This window comes from Paraburkholderia sprentiae WSM5005 (assembly GCF_001865575.2).
GTDB classification, from domain to species: domain Bacteria; phylum Pseudomonadota; class Gammaproteobacteria; order Burkholderiales; family Burkholderiaceae; genus Paraburkholderia; species Paraburkholderia sprentiae.
In genome coordinates this window covers 490,461-507,442 of the sequence record NZ_CP017561.2, presented here as the reverse complement: position 1 = coordinate 507,442, position 16,982 = coordinate 490,461, and the positions used below count along the sequence as shown (strand labels likewise).

Genomic DNA, 16,982 nt, shown 5'->3' with positions numbered 1-16,982 from the left:
TGCGTAGAGGGAAAACGGTCGCCGCGCGACCCTGGAACAGGAACAGCAAGCGGCGGGCCGACCGCTGCCAATTGACCGCGACATGATACAGAAAGTGCCTGGCGTCGATTAAAAATCTGCTGCTTGCGTGCATGCGCTGGGGGCACGCGCCGAGTCGCTATAATTTCGCCATGTCCGAATTCTCCGAAACGCCCGCGGGTACCGCGGCCGCGACCGCACCCGCCGACGCCTCCCGCGTGGCGCCCGCACCGCGTCCGTTGCGCGCAATCCAGAACCTGCCCGATCAACTGATCAGCCAGATCGCCGCCGGCGAAGTGGTCGAGCGGCCGGCCTCGGTGGTCAAGGAACTGCTGGAGAATGCGCTCGACGCGGGCGCGCAGACGCTGCGCATCCTGCTCGACGAAGGCGGCGTCAAACGCATCTCGATCACCGACGATGGCTGCGGCATCCCCGAGAATGAACTCGTGCTCGCACTGACGCGCCATGCGACCAGCAAGATCCGCTCGCTTGCCGAACTCGAAGCGGTCGCGACGCTCGGCTTCCGCGGCGAAGCGCTGGCGTCGATCGCGTCGGTCGCGCAGATGAGCATCACGAGCCGCACCGCCGACGTGCCGCACGCGGTGCGCATCGACGCGCAGACCGGCGTGCTGAGCCCCGCGGCCGGCACGCAAGGCACGACGATCGAAGTTCGCGAGCTGTACTTCAACACGCCCGCGCGCCGCAAATTCCTGAAGAGCGAACAGACCGAACTCGGCCACTGCCTCGAACAGATCCGCCGCGCCGCGCTCGCGCGCCCCGACGTCGCGATTTCGGTGCTGCACAACGGCAAGGCCGTCGAACATTGGAACGCCAGCGAGCCGCCCGCGCGTGTCGCGAAGATTCTCGGCGAGACGTTCGCGACCGCCCATCTGCCGCTCGACGAATCCGCCGGTCCGCTCGCGATCTACGGCTGCGCCGGCCTGCCCACCGCGAGCCGCGGCCGCGCCGATCAGCAGTATTTCTTCGTCAACGGCCGCTTCGTGCGCGACAAGTTGCTCACTCACGCAGTGCGCGCCGCCTATGAAGACGTGCTGCACGGCGAACGCTTTCCATCGTACGTGCTGTTTCTCGATCTGCCGCCCGAAGGCGTCGACGTGAACGTGCACCCGTCGAAAATCGAAGTGCGTTTCCGCGATTCGCGCTCGATTCATCAATTCGTATTCCATGCGGTGCAGCGCGCGCTCGCGCGGCATGCTGGCGCGTCGCCGGAAACGACGGCGGGCGGGCATGCCGCGCATCTGGAGCCGTCGGCCGGTGGACCGGCTTCGTCTGGTTCCGCGCCGCTCGGTGGTATAAGCGGCGTCGGCGGCGGCATTGGCGCGGGAAGCCGCGGCGGCTTGAGCGGCGGCGGATTCAGTGGCTTCGGCGCAGCGCAGCCGGGCAACACGTGGATGCGCGAGGCGCGCATGACGCAAGGCACGCTGCCGGTCGCGCAACCGCTCGCCGGTTACGACGCGCTGTTCGGGCGCAAGGATCCGCTTGCCGGCCGGATCGAAGGCGCGTCGCTGTTCGAAGTACGCGACTCCGCAACCGACACGACGTCGCGGTACGACGCAGCGCCGTTCCCGTCGCGCCCGCCCTCCCCCGCATTCGACGCCACCGACGACCAGCCGCTCGGCTTCGCGCTCGGCCAGGTCCACGGCATCTATGTGCTCGCACAGAACCGGCACGGGCTCGTGATCGTCGATATGCATGCCGCACACGAGCGAATCCTGTACGAACAATTCAAGAACGCGCTCGCCGACCGCACAATCGCCGTGCAGCCGCTGCTGATCCCGCAGACGATGCAAGCCGACCCGGTCGAAATCGGCACGGTCGAAGAAGAGCGCGACACGCTCGATGCGCTCGGCTTCGACCTCGCGGTCCTGTCACCGACCACGCTCGCGATCCGAGCGGTCCCCGCGTTGCTGAAGGACGCCGACCTGCAAGCGCTCGCGCGCGCGGTGCTGTCCGACCTGCACGCGTTTGGCGGCTCGCGCGTGCTGACCGAGCGTCAGCACGAACTGCTCGGCACGCTCGCGTGCCATCACGCGGTGCGGGCGAACCGTCGTCTGACGCTCGACGAAATGAACGCGCTGTTGCGCCAGATGGAAGCGACCGAGCGCGCCGACCAATGCAACCACGGGCGTCCGACCTGGTATCAGTTGACGCTGGCCGATCTGGATCGGCTGTTCATGCGCGGCCAGTAACGCGCCGCGTTGAATCGCACCGTTGCGCCGCCCGCCCGCTTGTCCATGACCCCACGCCCTACCTCCGTCCCGTGCCTGCTCGGCCCGACCGCATCCGGCAAGACAGCCGCCGCGCTCGCGCTCGCCGCGCGGCGGCCGGTCGAAATCATCAGCGTCGATTCAGCGCTCGTCTATCGCGAGATGGACATCGGCACCGCGAAGCCGACCGCGAAAGAACGCGCGGTTGCGCCGCATCATCTGATCGATATCGTCGATCCGGCCGACTCGTACTCGGCCGCCCAGTTTCGCGCCGATACGCTGCGGCTCGTCGGCGAGATTCATGCGCGCGGGCGACTGCCGCTGCTGGTCGGCGGCACCATGCTGTATTACAAGGCGCTCACGCAAGGGCTCAACGAGCTGCCCGGCGCCGATGCCGAAGTCCGCGCGACGCTCGACGCCGACGCGGCCCGCGACGGCTGGCCGGCGCTTCACGCGCGGCTCGCCGCGTTCGATCCGGTCACGGCCGCGCGTCTCGCGCCGAACGATTCGCAACGCATCCAGCGCGCACTCGAAGTGTTCATGCTGACTGGCCAGCCGATGTCAACGCTGCTCGCCGCGCCCGCGCGCACCGACGACGTCGCGTCGGCATGGCGCTTCGTGCCGGTCGCGCTCGAGCCGTCCGAGCGTGGCGTGCTGCATGCGCGCATCGAGCAGCGTTTCGATTCGATGCTCGCGCACGGTTTCGTCGATGAAGTGATGCGGCTGCGCGGGCGCGGCGATCTGCTACCCGAGATGCCGTCGATGCGCTGCGTCGGGTATCGGCAGGTGTGGGAATACCTCGATGGCGCGGTCGACTATCGGACCATGCGCGACAAGGGCGTCTTCGCGACCCGGCAACTCTGCAAACGGCAGCTTACGTGGCTGCGGAGCATGCCGGAAAGACAGGTGGTGGATTGCTGCGATCCGCAGGCGACGGCGCGGGTGGTGGAGTTGATCGAGGCGCTGGTTTGAGGCGCCGATCGGCGTGAGCGAATCAGAGGAAGCGGAGCGGGGATTTAAAGCGGGGGATGTGAAGCAGCACTCGAAGCTCGCGCCGCGCACCATTGCGGCACGCCACGCGAGCCCTTGTCGATCTTTAGACCACGACCGTCTGCGCTTCGCCCGCCGCGCTTTCACGGACCGTGCCGATCTTCCAGACCTGCTCGCCCGCCGCGGACAGCAGACCGATCGCCACTTCGGCATCCGCCGCCGACACGATCACCGCCATACCGATACCGCAGTTGAATACACGGTGCATTTCCGCATCGGCGACACCGCCGTGCTTCTGCAGCCACGAGAACAGCGGCGGCAGCGGCCACCCGCGATGATCGAGCTCGGCCGTCAGACCCTCGCGCAGCACGCGCGGAATGTTCTCGACGAGGCCGCCGCCCGTAATGTGCGCCATGCCCTTGACCTCGATCTGCTGCATCAGCGCCAGCAGCGGCTTCACGTAGATGCGCGTCGGCGCCATCAGCGCGTCGGCGAGCGGCCGGCCGTCGAAGTCCGCGCTCAGGTCGGGATTGGCGCGCTCGATGATCTTGCGCACCAGCGAAAAACCGTTCGAATGGATGCCGCTCGACGCGAGACCGAGCACTACGTCGCCCGGAGCGATCTTGCTGCCGTCGATGAGCTTGCTCTTTTCCACCGCGCCGACCGCGAAACCCGCCAGGTCGTATTCGCCGTCCGGGTACATGCCCGGCATTTCCGCGGTTTCGCCGCCGATCAGCGCGCAGCCCGACAGCTCGCAGCCTTGCGCAATGCCCTTCACGACGGTCGCCGCCGTGCCGACGTCGAGCTTGCCGCAGGCGAAGTAGTCGAGGAAAAACAGCGGCTCGGCGCCCTGCACGAGGATGTCGTTGACGCTCATCGCGACCAGATCCTGGCCGACCGTGTCATGCTTGTTCAGCTGGAACGCCAGACGCAGCTTGGTGCCGACGCCGTCGGTGCCGGACACGAGCACCGGTTCCTTGTACTTCTTCGGCACTTCGAACAGCGCGCCGAATCCACCGATGCCGCCCAGCACGCCGTCGCGCAGGGTCTTCTTGGCAAAGGGCTTGATGGCGTCGACGAGGGCGTCGCCCGCATCGATGTCCACGCCGGCGTCGCGATACGACAAACCTTGGGCCGAATCGGTTGAAGGCTCGGCGGATTTCGGTTGATTCATGGGGAAAAGCTCGAAGGTCGGTAAAATGCGATTTTACCCGATGCTGGCCGCCTGGCTGGAATTGGCGCGTTCCGACGAGACCCTGGAAACGACTTTGCAGCATGACGCCCCGATTCCGGCGCCGCCGGGCCGCGCGATTCCGTCCACCGCGCTTCGCGACCCTCGCGGCCTCACTACCCGGCGAGCACGCTTTACGACAACTGACCGCCTGGCGACGTTCCAGGCGCCGGGGTTTGGGCCCTTCACGGCCTGAGCCTCATTTTCGGCATTAACCTACTGTGCTTCGTCAACTGACGCTCGATCTCGGCACCCCGCCGCCATCGACATTCGACAATTTCTTCGCCGGCGCGAACGCCGAACTGGTCACGCGCCTACGTGAGCTCGACAACGCGCTCGCCGCCGGGCCGGTCGCCGATCGCACCTTTTACATCTGGGGCGAAGCCGGCAGCGGCCGCACGCACCTGCTGCAGGCGCTCGTCCACGAAGCGCCGCCGGGACATGCGCGTTACGCCGGTCCGCAAAGCAGCCTCGCGGCCTTCGGCTTCGATCCGCGCGTCGCGCTGTATGCGATCGATGATTGCGACGGGTTGTCGGCCGCGCAGCAGATCGCCGTGTTCAACCTGTTCAACGAAGTGCGCGCGCATCCCACCAGCGCGCTCGTCGCCGCGGGCAACGCGGCGCCGATCGGCATGACCGTGCGCGAGGATTTGCGCACGCGCCTCGGCTGGGGTCTCGTGTTTCACCTCGCGCCGCTGCCCGATGACGCGAAGGCCGCGGCGCTGAAACGCGCGGCGCGCGAGCGCGGCATCATGCTCGCCGACGACGTGCCGGCCCATCTGCTCACGCACTTTCGCCGCGACATGCCGAGCCTGATGGCGCTGCTCGACGCGCTCGACCGCTTCTCGCTCGAACAGAAGCGCGCGGTCACGCTGCCGCTGTTGCGCACAATGCTCGCGTCACCCGACCCGGCCGCCACGCCGGGTTCACACGCCGCTCTTCCCGCTTCAAGTAAAATAGGCCCCCATGGCTAACCTTGCACTCTTCGATCTCGACCACACGCTCATTCCGACCGACAGCGACCACGAATGGGGTCGCTTCATGGTGAAAAAAGGCATGGTCGACGCCGAAAATTTCGCCCGTGAGAACGACCGCTTCTACGCCGACTACAAGGCCGGCAAGCTCGACATTCACGCTTATCTGAACGCCATGCTGACGCCGCTCGCGAAGTACACGCGCGCGCAGCTTGCCGACTTGCACGCGCAGTACATGCACGAGGTCATCACGCCGGCCATCCAGCCGGTGGCGCTCGAGCTCGTGAAACAGCATCGCGAGGCGGGCGACCTGTGCTGCGTCGTCACTGCGACCAACGAGTTCATCACGCGGCCGATCGCGCAGGCGTTCGGCGTCGACACGCTGATCGCCTGCGAGGCGGAGACCGTCGGCGGCGAGCCGCACGGCGCCTACACCGGCCGACCGACCGGCACGCCCAGCTATAAGGAAGGCAAGATCGTGCGCACCGAAATGTGGCTCGCGTCGCTCGGCAAGAGCTGGAGCGACTTCGAGCACAGCTATTTCTACAGCGACTCGCACAACGACATCCCGCTGCTCGAAAAAGTCACCGATCCCATCGCGACCAATCCGGACGACACGTTGCGTGCCCATGCGCAGGCCAAAGGCTGGCGCATCCTCGAACTTTTCCAACCCTCGTGATCAAGAAACTCATCCGCAAGCTATTCGGCCAAGACGCGGCGACCGCTGACGACACGCTCTCCACCGACACCCATGCCGAGGCCAGCGCCGACAGCAACGCTAATGACGATCCGCCGGCGCGCGGCAAGTCCGCTTCCGGCACGACCGCACGGCCGCGTCGCAAGTCCGCCGGCGCCGCTGCCGCCGCGCAAGCGCCGCGCGAACCGGACGTACCGGTCATCATTCCGCACGACGTGCACGGCATCGACCCCACGCTGATCTCGCGCAACGCTATCCGCGTGACCGAGGGCCTGCAACAGGCGGGCTTCCGCGCGTTCATCGTCGGCGGGGCGGTGCGCGACCTGCTGTTCGGCGTGAAGCCGAAAGACTTCGACGTCGCAACCGACGCGACGCCCGAACAGGTGCAGAAGCTGTTCCGCCGCGCGCGCATCATCGGCCGGCGCTTTCAGATCGTGCATGTGCAGTTCGGCCAGGAAATCATCGAAACCTCGACGTTCCGCGCGCTGGTCGATCCGCCCGCGGCCGACGCGCCGCCGGCGAAGCGTCTGAAGCGCGACGAACTCGACCGCCGTACCCACGCGGTCGACGCCAGCGGCCGCGTGTTGCGCGACAACGTGTGGGGCGAGCAGCACGAGGACGCCACCCGCCGCGACTTCACGATCAACGCGATGTACTACGATCCGGCCACGCAAACCGTGCTGGACTACCACAGCGGCATGGCCGACATGCGCGCCCGCCTGTTGCGCATGATCGGCGACCCGGCTACGCGCTATCGCGAGGATCCGGTGCGCATGCTGCGCGTGGTGCGCTTCGCCGCCAAGCTCGACTTCGACATCGACGAGACGACGCGCGCGCCGATCGAGAAGATGGCCGATCTGATCAATAACGTACCCGCTGCCCGTCTGTTCGACGAAATGCTGAAGCTGATGCTGTCGGGCCACGCGCTCGCGTGCCTGAAGCGGCTGCGCCAGGAAGGCCTGCATCATGGGCTGCTGCCGCTGCTCGACGTGGTGCTCGAACAGCCGACCGGCGAAAAATTCATTTCGCTGGCACTCTCCAACACCGACGCACGCGTGCTCGCCGGCAAGCCGGTTTCGCCAGGCTTCCTGTTCGCGACGCTGTTGTGGCACGACGTGCAGCAACGCTGGCAGAAGTTCGAGGCCGAAGGCGAGTATCCGGTGCCCGCGCTGCATCGCGCGATGGACGAAGTGCTCGACATGCAGACCGAAAAGCTGGCGATCCACAAGCGCTTCTCGGCCGACATGCGCGAGATCTGGGGCTTGCAACTGCGCCTCGAGAAACGCTCGGGCCGCACCGCGCTGAAGCTGCTCGAACACCAAAGATTTAGAGCGGGGTATGATTTCCTCCTGTTGCGCTGCGCATCGGGCGAACTCGACGAGTCGGTCGGTGCGTGGTGGACGGAGTTCATCGAAGGAGACGCCGCCGCGCGCGAGACATTGCTCACGCAGGGCGGGAAGGACCGGAGCCCTAGAAAGCGACGGCGGCGCGGTGGCGCCAGAAACCGCAAACCAGGTGACGGAGTGGAGGGCGGCTCGTCCGCCGAACGCACGGACAACGACGCGGGCCTCGAAGGCTCGCACGAAGACTGACGCGGCGTTCGCGGAAAGGCCGTCAAAACGATAGTTGCAGGAAGTTATGCCATGACGGTTGCTTATCTTGGCCTCGGCGCGAATCTCGGGGACGCGCGCCAGACCCTGAAAGACGCGGTGGTGTGCCTAGCACAACAGCGCACCATCACCGTGCTCGCCAAATCGAGCCTGTATCGTACTGCCCCGATCGACGCGGGCGGCGACGACTATTTCAACTGCGTCGTGAAACTTGAAACGACACTCCCCGTGCGGCATCTGCTCGCGCTGTGCCACAAGATCGAGCATCAGTTCGGCCGTGAGCGGCCGTTCCGCAATGCGCCGCGCACGCTCGATCTCGACATCCTGCTGTATGGCGAACAATCGATCGACGAAGCCGATCTGATCGTGCCGCATCCTCGCCTCGTCGAGCGTGCGTTTGCGCTGGTGCCGCTCGTCGAGATCGACGCGGCGATCGTCATTCCGCAACATGGCCGAGCCGCCGCGCTGCTCGACAGCGTCAGCGATCAGCGCATCGAGAAGGTGAAGTCGCCCTGCCAGTGTCCGATGCTCGATGCGCTGAGCGGCAATTCCGCCGATAAAGGCCGCTGCGAATGAATTCCGCGCCGCTCACGGTCACCGCGCCGCAGTTGCACCCGCCGTTCGGCTATATCGCGATCGAGGGGCCGATCGGCGTCGGCAAGACCTCACTCGCCCGGCGCCTCGCGCAACGCTGGTCGATGCACGAGTTGTTCGAGCGCTCGCAAGACAACCCGTTTCTGGAACGTTTCTATCGCGACACCGCGCGCTATGCGCTGCCCGTGCAGCTGCATTTCGCGCTGCAACGCGCGCAGCAGGCACAGGAAGTGAGTGCCGCGCAGGCGAGCGGCACGCCGCTGATCGCCGACTTCATCACGCAGCGAAACGACATCTTCGCGCGTCTGATCTTGCAGGACGACGAGTGGCAACTGTACCGCGCGCTTGCCGCGCGCCTCGACGTCAGCGCGCCGGCGCCCGACTTCGTCGTCTATCTGCAGGCGAGCCCCGAGGTGCTGTTCGCGCGCATCCAAAAACGGGCGGTGCCGATGGAGCTGCAGATTTCCGATGCGTATCTGCGCGCGCTGTGCGACGCATACAACGAATTCTTCTACCACTACGACCGCACACCGGTGCTGACGGTCAACGCCGAACACCTGAATCCGCTCGACTCCGACGCGGACCTTGCGTTGCTCGTCGAACGCATCGAGACGATGCGCGGCCGCAAGGAATTCTTTGTCAAAGGCACGTCGCTGTAAGCGGCGCGGCCCACCGTTTTCCTCACTGGATTGACCATGACTTATTTGCAGGAAGCGAGCCGGAGCGCGATCACCGTGCCGAAACTGCAGGCAATGCGCGACGCCGGCGAAAAGATCGCCATGCTCACCTGTTATGACGCGAGCTTCGCCGCGCTGCTCGATCGCGCGGGCGTCGACGTCCTGCTGATCGGCGACTCGCTCGGCAACGTGCTGCAAGGCCAGGCGACCACGCTGCCGGTGTCGCTTGCCGACGTTGCGTATCACACGGCGAGCGTCGCGCGCGCGAGGCCGGCGGCGCTGATCGTCGCTGACTTGCCGTTCGGCACGTACGGCACGCGCGAAGATGCATTCAGGAGCGCGGTCGAACTGATGCGCGCAGGCGCGCAGATGGTCAAGCTCGAAGGTGGCGAATGGGTCGCGGACACGGTGCGGTTTCTGGTCGAGCGCTCGATCCCGGTGTGCGCGCACGTGGGTCTCACGCCGCAGTCGGTGCATGCGTTCGGCGGCTTCAAGGTGCAAGGCAAGACCGAAGCGGGCGCGAGCCAGCTGCTGCGCGATTCGCTTGCTGTGCAGCAAGCCGGCGCGCAATTGATCGTGATGGAAGCCATCCCGTCGCAACTTGCGCGCGAGGTCACGCAGCAGTTGCGCATTCCGACGATCGGGATCGGCGCGGGCCTCGATTGCTCGGGTCAGGTGCTCGTGCTGCACGACATGCTCGGGATTTTCCCTGGCAAGCGGCCGCGCTTCGTGAAGGATTTCATGCAGGGACAGCCGAACATTCAGGCGGCCGTCGAGGCGTATGTGCAGGCGGTGAAGGACGGGACGTTTCCCGGCGCCGAGCACACGTTCTGATGCTTCTTTGCCGCGCGAGCGCGCGGCATACCGGTATGTTTCAGTGCGCTAACCCACAACCCGTGCCGGCAGCGCGCCGCGCAATGCGTTGCACACGAGCAGCGCTTCGGCGTTCAGCACATCGGCCTGCGTTAGCACTTTTTCACCTGCCCGCAGGCCCGACCCGTCGTCGAGCAACACGCTTCGCATTACACCCGGCAACACGCCTGACGCGAGCGGGGGGGTCCACCACTGTCCCGCGAGCTTCACGAACACGTTCGATCTACCGCCTTCGGTCAGCTCGCCGCGTTCGTTGAAGAACAGCGTGTCGAAGGCGCCCTTCGCCTCGGCTTCGCGCCAGCCGCGGTCGTAGTCGGCACGGCGCGTGGTCTTGTGGCGCAGCAGCGGATCGGCGGCGCGGGTCGGCGCGAACCGCGCTTCGGAGCCGAGCAGAACGCCAACGATCGCATCCGCTAACGGCGCAAGTACCGCCGCTGTGATCTGCGTCGCGCCGTGCTTGCTCAAAGCAACACGCACACGATGCGGCGTCTGCGCCTGCAGCCTCACGCACTGCGCTGAAATTTCGTCATGTACGCGCCTCTCGTCGAACTCGAAACCAAGCGTCGCGGCGCTCGACGCCAAGCGCCGCAGATGCCGCTCGAGATGCCGCACGCCGTCTTCCCGCGTCGCGTACATCGTTTCGAACAGATCGAAGCCCGGCTCGGCCCCCGTCAGAAACCGTCCTTTCAATCGACACTCCTCGTGCTCGTCGGCGGCCACGCTGTCGAGCACGATGCCCGCGCCGATGCCCATGCTGCCGCGCAGACCGTCGGTGCCACCGTCTGGCGCCGGCGACGCGGTCAACGTCAGCGTGCGGATCGCGACCGACATGCAGAAGTCGCCGCAATCGTGATCAGCGCCAGGCGCATCGAGCCAGCCGATCGCGCCGGTATAAAGCCCGCGCGGCGTGCTTTCCAGTTCGTCGATCAACTGCATCGTGCGATGCTTCGGCGCACCGGTAATCGAGCCGCAGGGAAACAGCGCGCGCAGGATCGTCGCGAACGAGGTGCCGCCGAGCAACGTCGCCTCCACCGTCGAGGTCATTTGCCACACCGAAGCATACGGCTCGACCGAAAACAGCGCCGGCACGTTGACCGACCCTATCCGCGCGACCCGCGACAGATCGTTGCGCAACAGATCGACAATCATCACGTTCTCGGCGCGGTTTTTCGGATCGTTGGCGAGGAACTCGGCGTTACCCCGGTCGGTGGCAGCATCACACGAGCGCGGCGCGGTGCCCTTCATTGGCCGCGCACGCAACGTCGCGCCGTGCTTTTCGACGAACAGTTCGGGCGAACACGACAGCACCCACGCATCGTCCGGCAACGCGATCAGCGCGCCGAACGGCACCGGCTGGCGCGCGCGCAAGCGCCGATAGAACGCGAGCGGCGAGCCGAACACGTCGAAGCCGAGCCGGTACGTGTAGTTGACCTGATAGGAGTCGCCCGCGCACAGGGCGGCGTGAATCGCGTCGATCGCCGCGTCGAACTGCGCACGATCGACGCTCTCGCGCACGTTCGCGGTGCCCGCGACCGAGGGCTCCAGCGCGTCGTTGTCGCGCGTCATCAGCCACCCGTCGACCTCGTCGCGCGAAAGCTTCGCGCAGCGTTCGAACAATAAAAAACGCAGCGTGGCATTGCCATGCTGCGTTTCAGAAGACCGACGCGCGTCGAGACCCATCAACGCACGGCCAAATTCATAGTCGGCGAGCACGACGGCGTGCAAACCGTTGCGGGTATCCGCCGCGACGCTGTCGCACACCGCTTCGAGCTGCGCCGCCTCGGTGCAGACCCGCTCGCGCACGAAACCCGTGTACAAGCGGCTCGACGGACGCGCCGCCGTTGCACCGCAATCGTCGAGCAGCGCGAAGACCGCGCTGCGCCTGTCCGCCGTCATGCTGACCGCCAAATCAAATCAATCGAAAAAGCTCTTCACGCGATCGAACCAGCTCTTGCTTTGCGGACTATGCCGCGAACCGCCTTCCACCAGCGCCTTTTCGAACTGCTTGAGCAGATCGCGCTGCGCTTCGGTGAGCTTGACCGGCGTTTCGACCTGCACGTGCACGTACAGATCGCCGGCAATGCTCGAACGCAGCCCCTTGATGCCCTTGCCCCGCAAACGGAAGGTCTTGCCCGACTGCGTGCCTTCCGGCACCGTGAAGCTCGCGCGACCAGCGAGCGTCGGCACCTCGATATCGCCGCCGAGCGCCGCGGTAGTGAACGGGATCGGCATCTGGCAATGCAGATCGTCGCCGTCACGCTCGAACACCGAGTGCTGCTTGATATGAATCTCGACGTACAGATCGCCCGACGGACCGCCGTTGATGCCCGGCTCGCCGTTGCCGGCCGAGCGGATACGCATGCCGTCGTCGATACCGGCCGGAATCTTCACTTCGAGTGTCTTGGTTTCCTTCACCTTGCCCGCGCCGTGGCAGTGATTGCACGGCTCGGGAATGTAGGTGCCGGTGCCGTGGCACTTCGGGCAAGTCTGCTGGATGCTGAAGAAACCCTGCGACATGCGTACCGAACCCGAGCCGCTACAGGTCGGGCAGGTTTCCGGCTTGGTGCCCGGCTTTGCACCGGAGCCGTGACAGACTTCGCACGAGACCCAGCTCGGCACGCGAATTTGCGTGTCGTAGCCGTGCGCAGCCTGTTCGAGCGTGATTTCCATGCTGTAGCGCAGATCGGCGCCACGATACACCTGCGGGCCCGCGCGGCCGCCTCCGCGTGCGCCGCCGGCCGCCTGGCCGAAGATGTCGCCAAAGATGTCGCCGAACGCATCGGCAAAGCCGCCGAAACCTTGCGCGCCCGCCCCACCCATGTTCGGATCGACGCCCGCGTGACCGTACTGATCGTATGCGGCGCGCTTTTGCGAATCCGACAGCATTTCATAGGCTTCCTTCACCTCCTTGAAATGCTCTTCCGCATCCTTGTTGCCCGGATTGCGGTCGGGGTGATGCTTCATCGCGAGCTTGCGATAAGCCTTCTTGATTTCGTCGTCGCTCGAGTTCTTTGCGACGCCCAGAACCTCGTAGTAATCCCGTTTCGCCATATCGGTTCAACGCCGCCGCGCAAAGCGACGCGGTAGCTCCTTGTGAATGCTGTGGAGTCTGACGACTCGTGCGGCCGCTGTCTGCGCCGCGCCAAGGCACGGTTCAAAACAACGCCCTCCATAAAACGAACGTGCCCGGAGAGCCCCAAAAGGCTCGCCAGGCGCGAAAACCGCTCTTGCACTTTGGGCGCCCCAAGGATCCCTTTTCGTGCAGCCGGGCCGCGCACATTGCTGTGCACGGCTTTACGGTCGGATGCCGACCTGGCTTTAATCCTTCTTCACTTCCTTGAAGTCAGCGTCGACCACGTCGTCGGCCTGCTGGCTCGCGCCCGCCGATGCACCGGCACCGCCCGCCGCGCCCGCTGCCGCTTCGGCACCTTGCGCAGCCTGCATGTCGGCGTACATCTTCTCGCCCATCTTCTGCGAGGCCGTGGCCACCGCTTCGATCTTCGCTTCGATCGCGGCTTTGTCGCTCGAGTTGCTCTTCAGCGTGTCTTCGAGATCCTTCAACGCGGCTTCGATCTTGTCCTTCTCGCCAGCTTCGAGCTTGTCGCCGTACTCGGTCAGCGCCTTCTTCGTGCTGTGGACGAGCGCGTCACCCTGGTTGCGCGCGTCGGCCAGCTCACGCAGCTTGTGATCTTCTTCCGCGTTCGCTTCGGCATCCTTCACCATCTTCTCGATTTCGGCTTCGGACAGACCCGAGTTCGCCTTGATCGTGATGCGGTTTTCCTTGCCGGTCGCCTTGTCCTTCGCGCCGACGTGCAGAATGCCGTTCGCGTCGATGTCGAAGCTCACTTCGATCTGCGGCACGCCGCGCGGTGCGGGCGGAATGCCTTCGAGGTTGAACTCGCCGAGCAGCTTGTTGCCCGCTGCCATTTCGCGTTCGCCCTGGAACACCTTGATCGTCACGGCGCTCTGGTTGTCGTCAGCCGTCGAGTAGACCTGCGCGTGCTTGGTCGGGATGGTCGTGTTCTTGTTGATCATCTTCGTCATCACGCCGCCGAGCGTTTCGATGCCGAGCGACAGCGGGGTCACGTCGAGCAGCAGAACGTCCTTGCGGTCGCCCGACAGAACCTGGCCCTGGATCGCGGCACCAACGGCCACGGCTTCGTCCGGGTTCACGTCACGGCGCGGATCCTTGCCGAAGAATTCCTTCACCTTTTCCTGCACCTTCGGCATACGGGTCATACCGCCGACCAGGATCACGTCGTCGACTTCGCCGACCTTCACGCCCGCGTCCTTGATCGCGACGCGGCACGGCTCGATGGTGCGTTCGATCAGGTCTTCGACCAGCGCTTCCAGCTTGGCGCGCGTGATCTTCAGGTTCAGGTGCTTCGGACCCGATGCGTCCGCCGTGATGTACGGCAGGTTGATTTCGGTCTGCTGGCTCGACGACAGCTCGATCTTGGCCTTTTCAGCCGATTCCTTCAGGCGCTGCAGCGCGAGCACGTCTTTCGACAGATCGACGCCCTGCTCCTTCTTGAACTCGCCGATGATGTAGTCGATGATGCGCTGGTCGAAGTCTTCCCCGCCAAGGAACGTATCGCCGTTCGTGGACAGCACTTCGAACTGCATTTCACCGTCGACATCCGCGATTTCGATGATCGACACGTCGAACGTACCGCCGCCCAGGTCGTACACCGCGATCTTGCGGTCGCCCTTTTCAGCCTTGTCCAGACCAAAGGCCAGAGCCGCGGCGGTCGGTTCGTTGATGATCCGCTTGACTTCCAGACCGGCGATGCGGCCAGCGTCCTTGGTCGCCTGACGCTGGCTGTCGTTGAAGTACGCCGGCACCGTGATCACGGCTTCCGTGACGGTCTCGCCGAGGTAGTCCTCAGCGGTCTTCTTCATCTTGCGCAGCACTTCGGCGGAGATTTGCGGCGGCGCGAGTTTCTGGTCGCGCACTTCGACCCATGCGTCACCGTTGTCGGCCTTGATGATCTTGTAGGGCATCAGGCCGATGTCCTTCTGCACTTCTTTCTCTTCGAAGCGGCGGCCGATCAGGCGCTTGACCGCGAACAGCGTGTTCTTCGGGTTCGTGACCGACTGACGCTTGGCCGGCGCGCCAACCAGGATCTCGCTGTCTTCCATGTAAGCGATGATCGACGGCGTGGTGCGCGCGCCTTCCGAGTTCTCGATGACCTTGACCGAATTGCCTTCCATGATCGCCACGCACGAGTTGGTCGTGCCGAGGTCGATGCCGATAATTTTGCCCATTTTGTAAATCTCCTGACTTTGATCGCTGCGGAAAGCGCCCGGTTGGCCCAACTGGCGGCGGGACGATCCGCTCTCAATTCATACCTGCACTCAAAATAAGTGCGGCAACATCGTTTTCAAGACCTCTTTTGCGATGCGGTCTTTAATTTTTTCAATCGCGCGACGGCTTCGTGACTCTTCGGTCCGAGTCCGCTCCGTCAGCCTGCGCGGCGCTCCGGCGCGCCCCGCAGCAAGTGCCTGAATCGACGGGATCTTTTGCGACACGAAGCGAGGATGCGGACGCTTCGGCCGCGCACGCCCGAAGCGCACGTCGCCGTGCTTACTTCGGCGCCGCGACGGTGACGAGCGCGGGACGCAGCACGCGATCCGCGATCACGAAGCCCTTTTGCAGCACCGCGACGACGGTATTCGGCTCCTGGTCGGCCGGCACCATCGAAATAGCCTGATGGCGATGCGGGTCGAACTTTTCGCCGACCGGATTGATGGCCACGACGCGGCCCTTCTCGAGCGCGCCGCTCAACTGACGCAGCGTGAGCTCGACGCCTTCGCGGACCTTCTGCAGGTCGTCGGATGAGTGGGCAACGGCCGCCTCGAGACTGTCGACCACTGGCAGCAGATGCTCGGCGAAGCTCTCGATCGCAAACTTGTGCGCCTTGGCGACGTCTTCCTGAGCGCGACGACGCACGTTTTCGGTTTCGGCCTTCGCGCGCAGGAAGCTTTCCTGCAGTTCGGCGATCTTCGCCTGAGCGTCGGCCAGCGCCTGCTCGTCGGCACCCTGGGCCGGTTCAGCGGGCGCGCCGGGGTCCTGCTGTTGAGCGGCGGCCTCGGCGGCCTCGGCGGCCTGGCGCGCGGCTTCGTCGGCGGGCGTGGGATTCTGGCTCGTCGGGTTCTCTTGCGTGTTTTCCATGTCGCTGAAAGTCGTTAAAGGTAAAAGCCAAAGGCGGCGAAAGCCGTTCCGACACGCGGCGATGTGTGCTTGCTAAATCGCGTCGTGCGTCTTCGCGCCGAGCCGCCAGACCTGTCCCCAGATGGGGCCTGAAAAAGCCGTTTCAAGCGGCTCCGTGGGTTTTTTCGCACCGCCGACGTGCCGGCGAAATGCGCCGTAACAAGCATTAACGCGGCGGAATCAGATAGGGATTGAGTGCGGCCTGCAACTGACCTATTCTCCAATCATGGACCGGTCAACGCCACGTTAACCCTAATCTGACGTAAGCCTTACCGTCGCCTGAGAGTCCTTCCGATAGCCTGTCCCGGCCTACCACCTTCCCAAGGGAGTACCGTGAAACTGACCTTTGCCATCGGGGTGGTCGCATTGGTACTGATCGCGGGCACCACGACCATCTGCATGTCCGGTGCAGTCAACGACCACACCACCGAATACGGCGGCGTGCACGCCACCATGGAGCAGTTTTTCAATCCCCACCTGAAAATCTGTCGATAGTGCGCCGGTCGCGTTTGGTCGGCCGCCCGTGCAGTGCGGCGGCCGGCTCGTGATAGACCTTGCGCCGCTCCTGTTCGACCTGCCGCTTCGCCTTGCTCTGCGCGGTTTCCACATAAAGCGTCTGCGCGACGCTCGCCGGACCGCGTACATCGCAGACGCCCAGCACCTCCACCTGCCACACATACCGCTCGATCTCGATGTCGACCAGATCGCCGACGCGCACGTCCTTCGCCGGCTTCACCGTCGCGCCGCCGATGCGCACCCGCCCCTTCTCGACCGCCTCCGCGGCCAGCGAACGCGTCTTGAAAAAGCGCGCGGCCCACAGCCATTTGTCGATGCGCAGTTTCGAGCCCGGTTCGGTTGCAATGTGGTAGTTCATCT

Annotated in this window: 15 protein-coding genes; 9 read left to right on the top strand and 6 right to left on the bottom strand. The window is 65.0% G+C overall.

Annotated features, from left to right (window positions below; translation table 11 throughout):
• Positions 1 to 170 precede the first annotated feature (170 nt).
• Positions 171 to 2,228: a DNA mismatch repair endonuclease MutL gene (gene mutL, locus BJG93_RS02355; protein ID WP_027196769.1), complete on the top strand. Its 2,058-nt coding sequence runs from the start codon at positions 171 to 173 to the stop codon at positions 2,226 to 2,228.
• A 45-nt stretch (positions 2,229 to 2,273) separates the two neighbouring features.
• Positions 2,274 to 3,218, top strand: coding sequence for a tRNA (adenosine(37)-N6)-dimethylallyltransferase MiaA (miaA, locus tag BJG93_RS02350; RefSeq protein ID WP_027196768.1), 945 nt, complete (start codon positions 2,274 to 2,276; stop codon positions 3,216 to 3,218).
• Between the two features lie 124 nt (positions 3,219 to 3,342).
• On the opposite strand, the gene purM is transcribed toward miaA, so the two are convergent.
• On the bottom strand, positions 3,343 to 4,410 hold the full coding sequence (gene purM / locus BJG93_RS02345) for a phosphoribosylformylglycinamidine cyclo-ligase (protein ID WP_027196767.1): 1,068 nt from the start codon (positions 4,408 to 4,410) through the stop codon (positions 3,343 to 3,345).
• 278 nt (positions 4,411 to 4,688) lie between these two features.
• On the opposite strand from purM, the gene hda reads away from it, so the two are divergent.
• Genes hda through panB form a run of 6 tightly spaced genes read left to right on the top strand, consistent with a single transcriptional unit; the run spans position 4,689 to position 9,853 of the window.
• Positions 4,689 to 5,441, top strand: a complete 753-nt coding sequence (hda, locus tag BJG93_RS02340) for a DnaA regulatory inactivator Hda (protein ID WP_027196765.1) — start codon at positions 4,689 to 4,691, stop codon at positions 5,439 to 5,441.
• Positions 5,434 to 6,120 carry a histidinol-phosphatase gene (locus tag BJG93_RS02335; RefSeq protein WP_027196764.1) on the top strand — a complete coding sequence of 229 codons (687 nt, stop codon included), beginning with the start codon at positions 5,434 to 5,436 and terminating at the stop codon, positions 6,118 to 6,120. The genes hda and BJG93_RS02335 overlap by 8 nt, the downstream gene beginning before the upstream one ends.
• A complete protein-coding gene (pcnB, locus tag BJG93_RS02330) occupies positions 6,117 to 7,730 on the top strand; it encodes a polynucleotide adenylyltransferase PcnB (RefSeq protein WP_027196763.1) in 1,614 nt (537 codons plus the stop codon). Before BJG93_RS02335 ends, pcnB begins: the two co-directional genes overlap by 4 nt.
• Positions 7,731 to 7,781: 51 nt before the next feature.
• Entirely contained in the window at positions 7,782 to 8,324 is a 543-nt protein-coding gene (gene folK / locus BJG93_RS02325) for a 2-amino-4-hydroxy-6-hydroxymethyldihydropteridine diphosphokinase (protein ID WP_027196762.1), read from the top strand.
• Complete coding sequence (locus BJG93_RS02320) at positions 8,321 to 9,001, top strand: deoxynucleoside kinase (protein WP_027196761.1); 681 nt, start codon at positions 8,321 to 8,323, stop codon at positions 8,999 to 9,001. Before folK ends, BJG93_RS02320 begins: the two co-directional genes overlap by 4 nt.
• Positions 9,002 to 9,037: 36 nt before the next feature.
• Positions 9,038 to 9,853: a 3-methyl-2-oxobutanoate hydroxymethyltransferase gene (gene panB, locus BJG93_RS02315; protein WP_027196760.1), complete on the top strand. Its 816-nt coding sequence runs from the start codon at positions 9,038 to 9,040 to the stop codon at positions 9,851 to 9,853.
• Positions 9,854 to 9,901: 48 nt separating this feature from the next.
• Here the strand turns inward: panB and pabB are convergent, their stop codons facing one another.
• The 4 genes from pabB to grpE form a co-directional block, all read right to left on the bottom strand.
• Positions 9,902 to 11,788 (bottom strand): aminodeoxychorismate synthase component I, encoded by a 1,887-nt coding sequence (gene pabB / locus BJG93_RS02310; RefSeq protein ID WP_027196759.1) that lies wholly within the window; start codon positions 11,786 to 11,788, stop codon positions 9,902 to 9,904.
• Between the two features lie 18 nt (positions 11,789 to 11,806).
• Positions 11,807 to 12,943, bottom strand: coding sequence for a molecular chaperone DnaJ (dnaJ, locus tag BJG93_RS02305; RefSeq protein WP_027196758.1), 1,137 nt, complete (start codon positions 12,941 to 12,943; stop codon positions 11,807 to 11,809).
• A gap of 267 nt (positions 12,944 to 13,210) precedes the next feature.
• Entirely contained in the window at positions 13,211 to 15,160 is a 1,950-nt protein-coding gene (gene dnaK, locus BJG93_RS02300) for a molecular chaperone DnaK (RefSeq protein ID WP_027196757.1), read from the bottom strand.
• Between the two features lie 319 nt (positions 15,161 to 15,479).
• Complete coding sequence (gene grpE, locus BJG93_RS02295) at positions 15,480 to 16,067, bottom strand: nucleotide exchange factor GrpE (RefSeq protein WP_027196756.1); 588 nt, start codon at positions 16,065 to 16,067, stop codon at positions 15,480 to 15,482.
• A 372-nt stretch (positions 16,068 to 16,439) separates the two neighbouring features.
• On the opposite strand from grpE, the gene BJG93_RS02290 reads away from it, so the two are divergent.
• Entirely contained in the window at positions 16,440 to 16,601 is a 162-nt protein-coding gene (locus BJG93_RS02290) for a hypothetical protein (protein ID WP_162842037.1), read from the top strand.
• Here the strand turns inward: BJG93_RS02290 and BJG93_RS02285 are convergent.
• Positions 16,573 to 16,980 (bottom strand): RNA-binding S4 domain-containing protein, encoded by a 408-nt coding sequence (locus BJG93_RS02285; RefSeq protein ID WP_027196755.1) that lies wholly within the window; start codon positions 16,978 to 16,980, stop codon positions 16,573 to 16,575. The two genes, BJG93_RS02290 and BJG93_RS02285, sit on opposite strands and share 29 nt — an antisense overlap.
• Positions 16,981 to 16,982: the final 2 nt, after the last annotated feature.

What these genes read in the sequence shown, in the direction of transcription:
- miaA (WP_027196768.1), top strand. Translation starts at nt 2,274, where the DNA reads ATGACCCCACGCCCTACCTCCGTCCCGTGCCTGCTCGGCCCGACCGCA.
- mutL (WP_027196769.1), top strand. Translation starts at nt 171, where the DNA reads ATGTCCGAATTCTCCGAAACGCCCGCGGGTACCGCGGCCGCGACCGCA.
- pabB (WP_027196759.1), bottom strand. Translation starts at nt 11,788, where the DNA reads ATGACGGCGGACAGGCGCAGCGCGGTCTTCGCGCTGCTCGACGATTGC.
- BJG93_RS02320 (WP_027196761.1), top strand. Translation starts at nt 8,321, where the DNA reads ATGAATTCCGCGCCGCTCACGGTCACCGCGCCGCAGTTGCACCCGCCG.
- BJG93_RS02285 (WP_027196755.1), bottom strand. Translation starts at nt 16,980, where the DNA reads ATGAACTACCACATTGCAACCGAACCGGGCTCGAAACTGCGCATCGAC.
- panB (WP_027196760.1), top strand. Translation starts at nt 9,038, where the DNA reads ATGACTTATTTGCAGGAAGCGAGCCGGAGCGCGATCACCGTGCCGAAA.
- dnaK (WP_027196757.1), bottom strand. Translation starts at nt 15,160, where the DNA reads ATGGGCAAAATTATCGGCATCGACCTCGGCACGACCAACTCGTGCGTG.
- purM (WP_027196767.1), bottom strand. Translation starts at nt 4,410, where the DNA reads ATGAATCAACCGAAATCCGCCGAGCCTTCAACCGATTCGGCCCAAGGT.
- dnaJ (WP_027196758.1), bottom strand. Translation starts at nt 12,943, where the DNA reads ATGGCGAAACGGGATTACTACGAGGTTCTGGGCGTCGCAAAGAACTCG.
- folK (WP_027196762.1), top strand. Translation starts at nt 7,782, where the DNA reads ATGACGGTTGCTTATCTTGGCCTCGGCGCGAATCTCGGGGACGCGCGC.
- grpE (WP_027196756.1), bottom strand. Translation starts at nt 16,067, where the DNA reads ATGGAAAACACGCAAGAGAACCCGACGAGCCAGAATCCCACGCCCGCC.
- BJG93_RS02335 (WP_027196764.1), top strand. Translation starts at nt 5,434, where the DNA reads ATGGCTAACCTTGCACTCTTCGATCTCGACCACACGCTCATTCCGACC.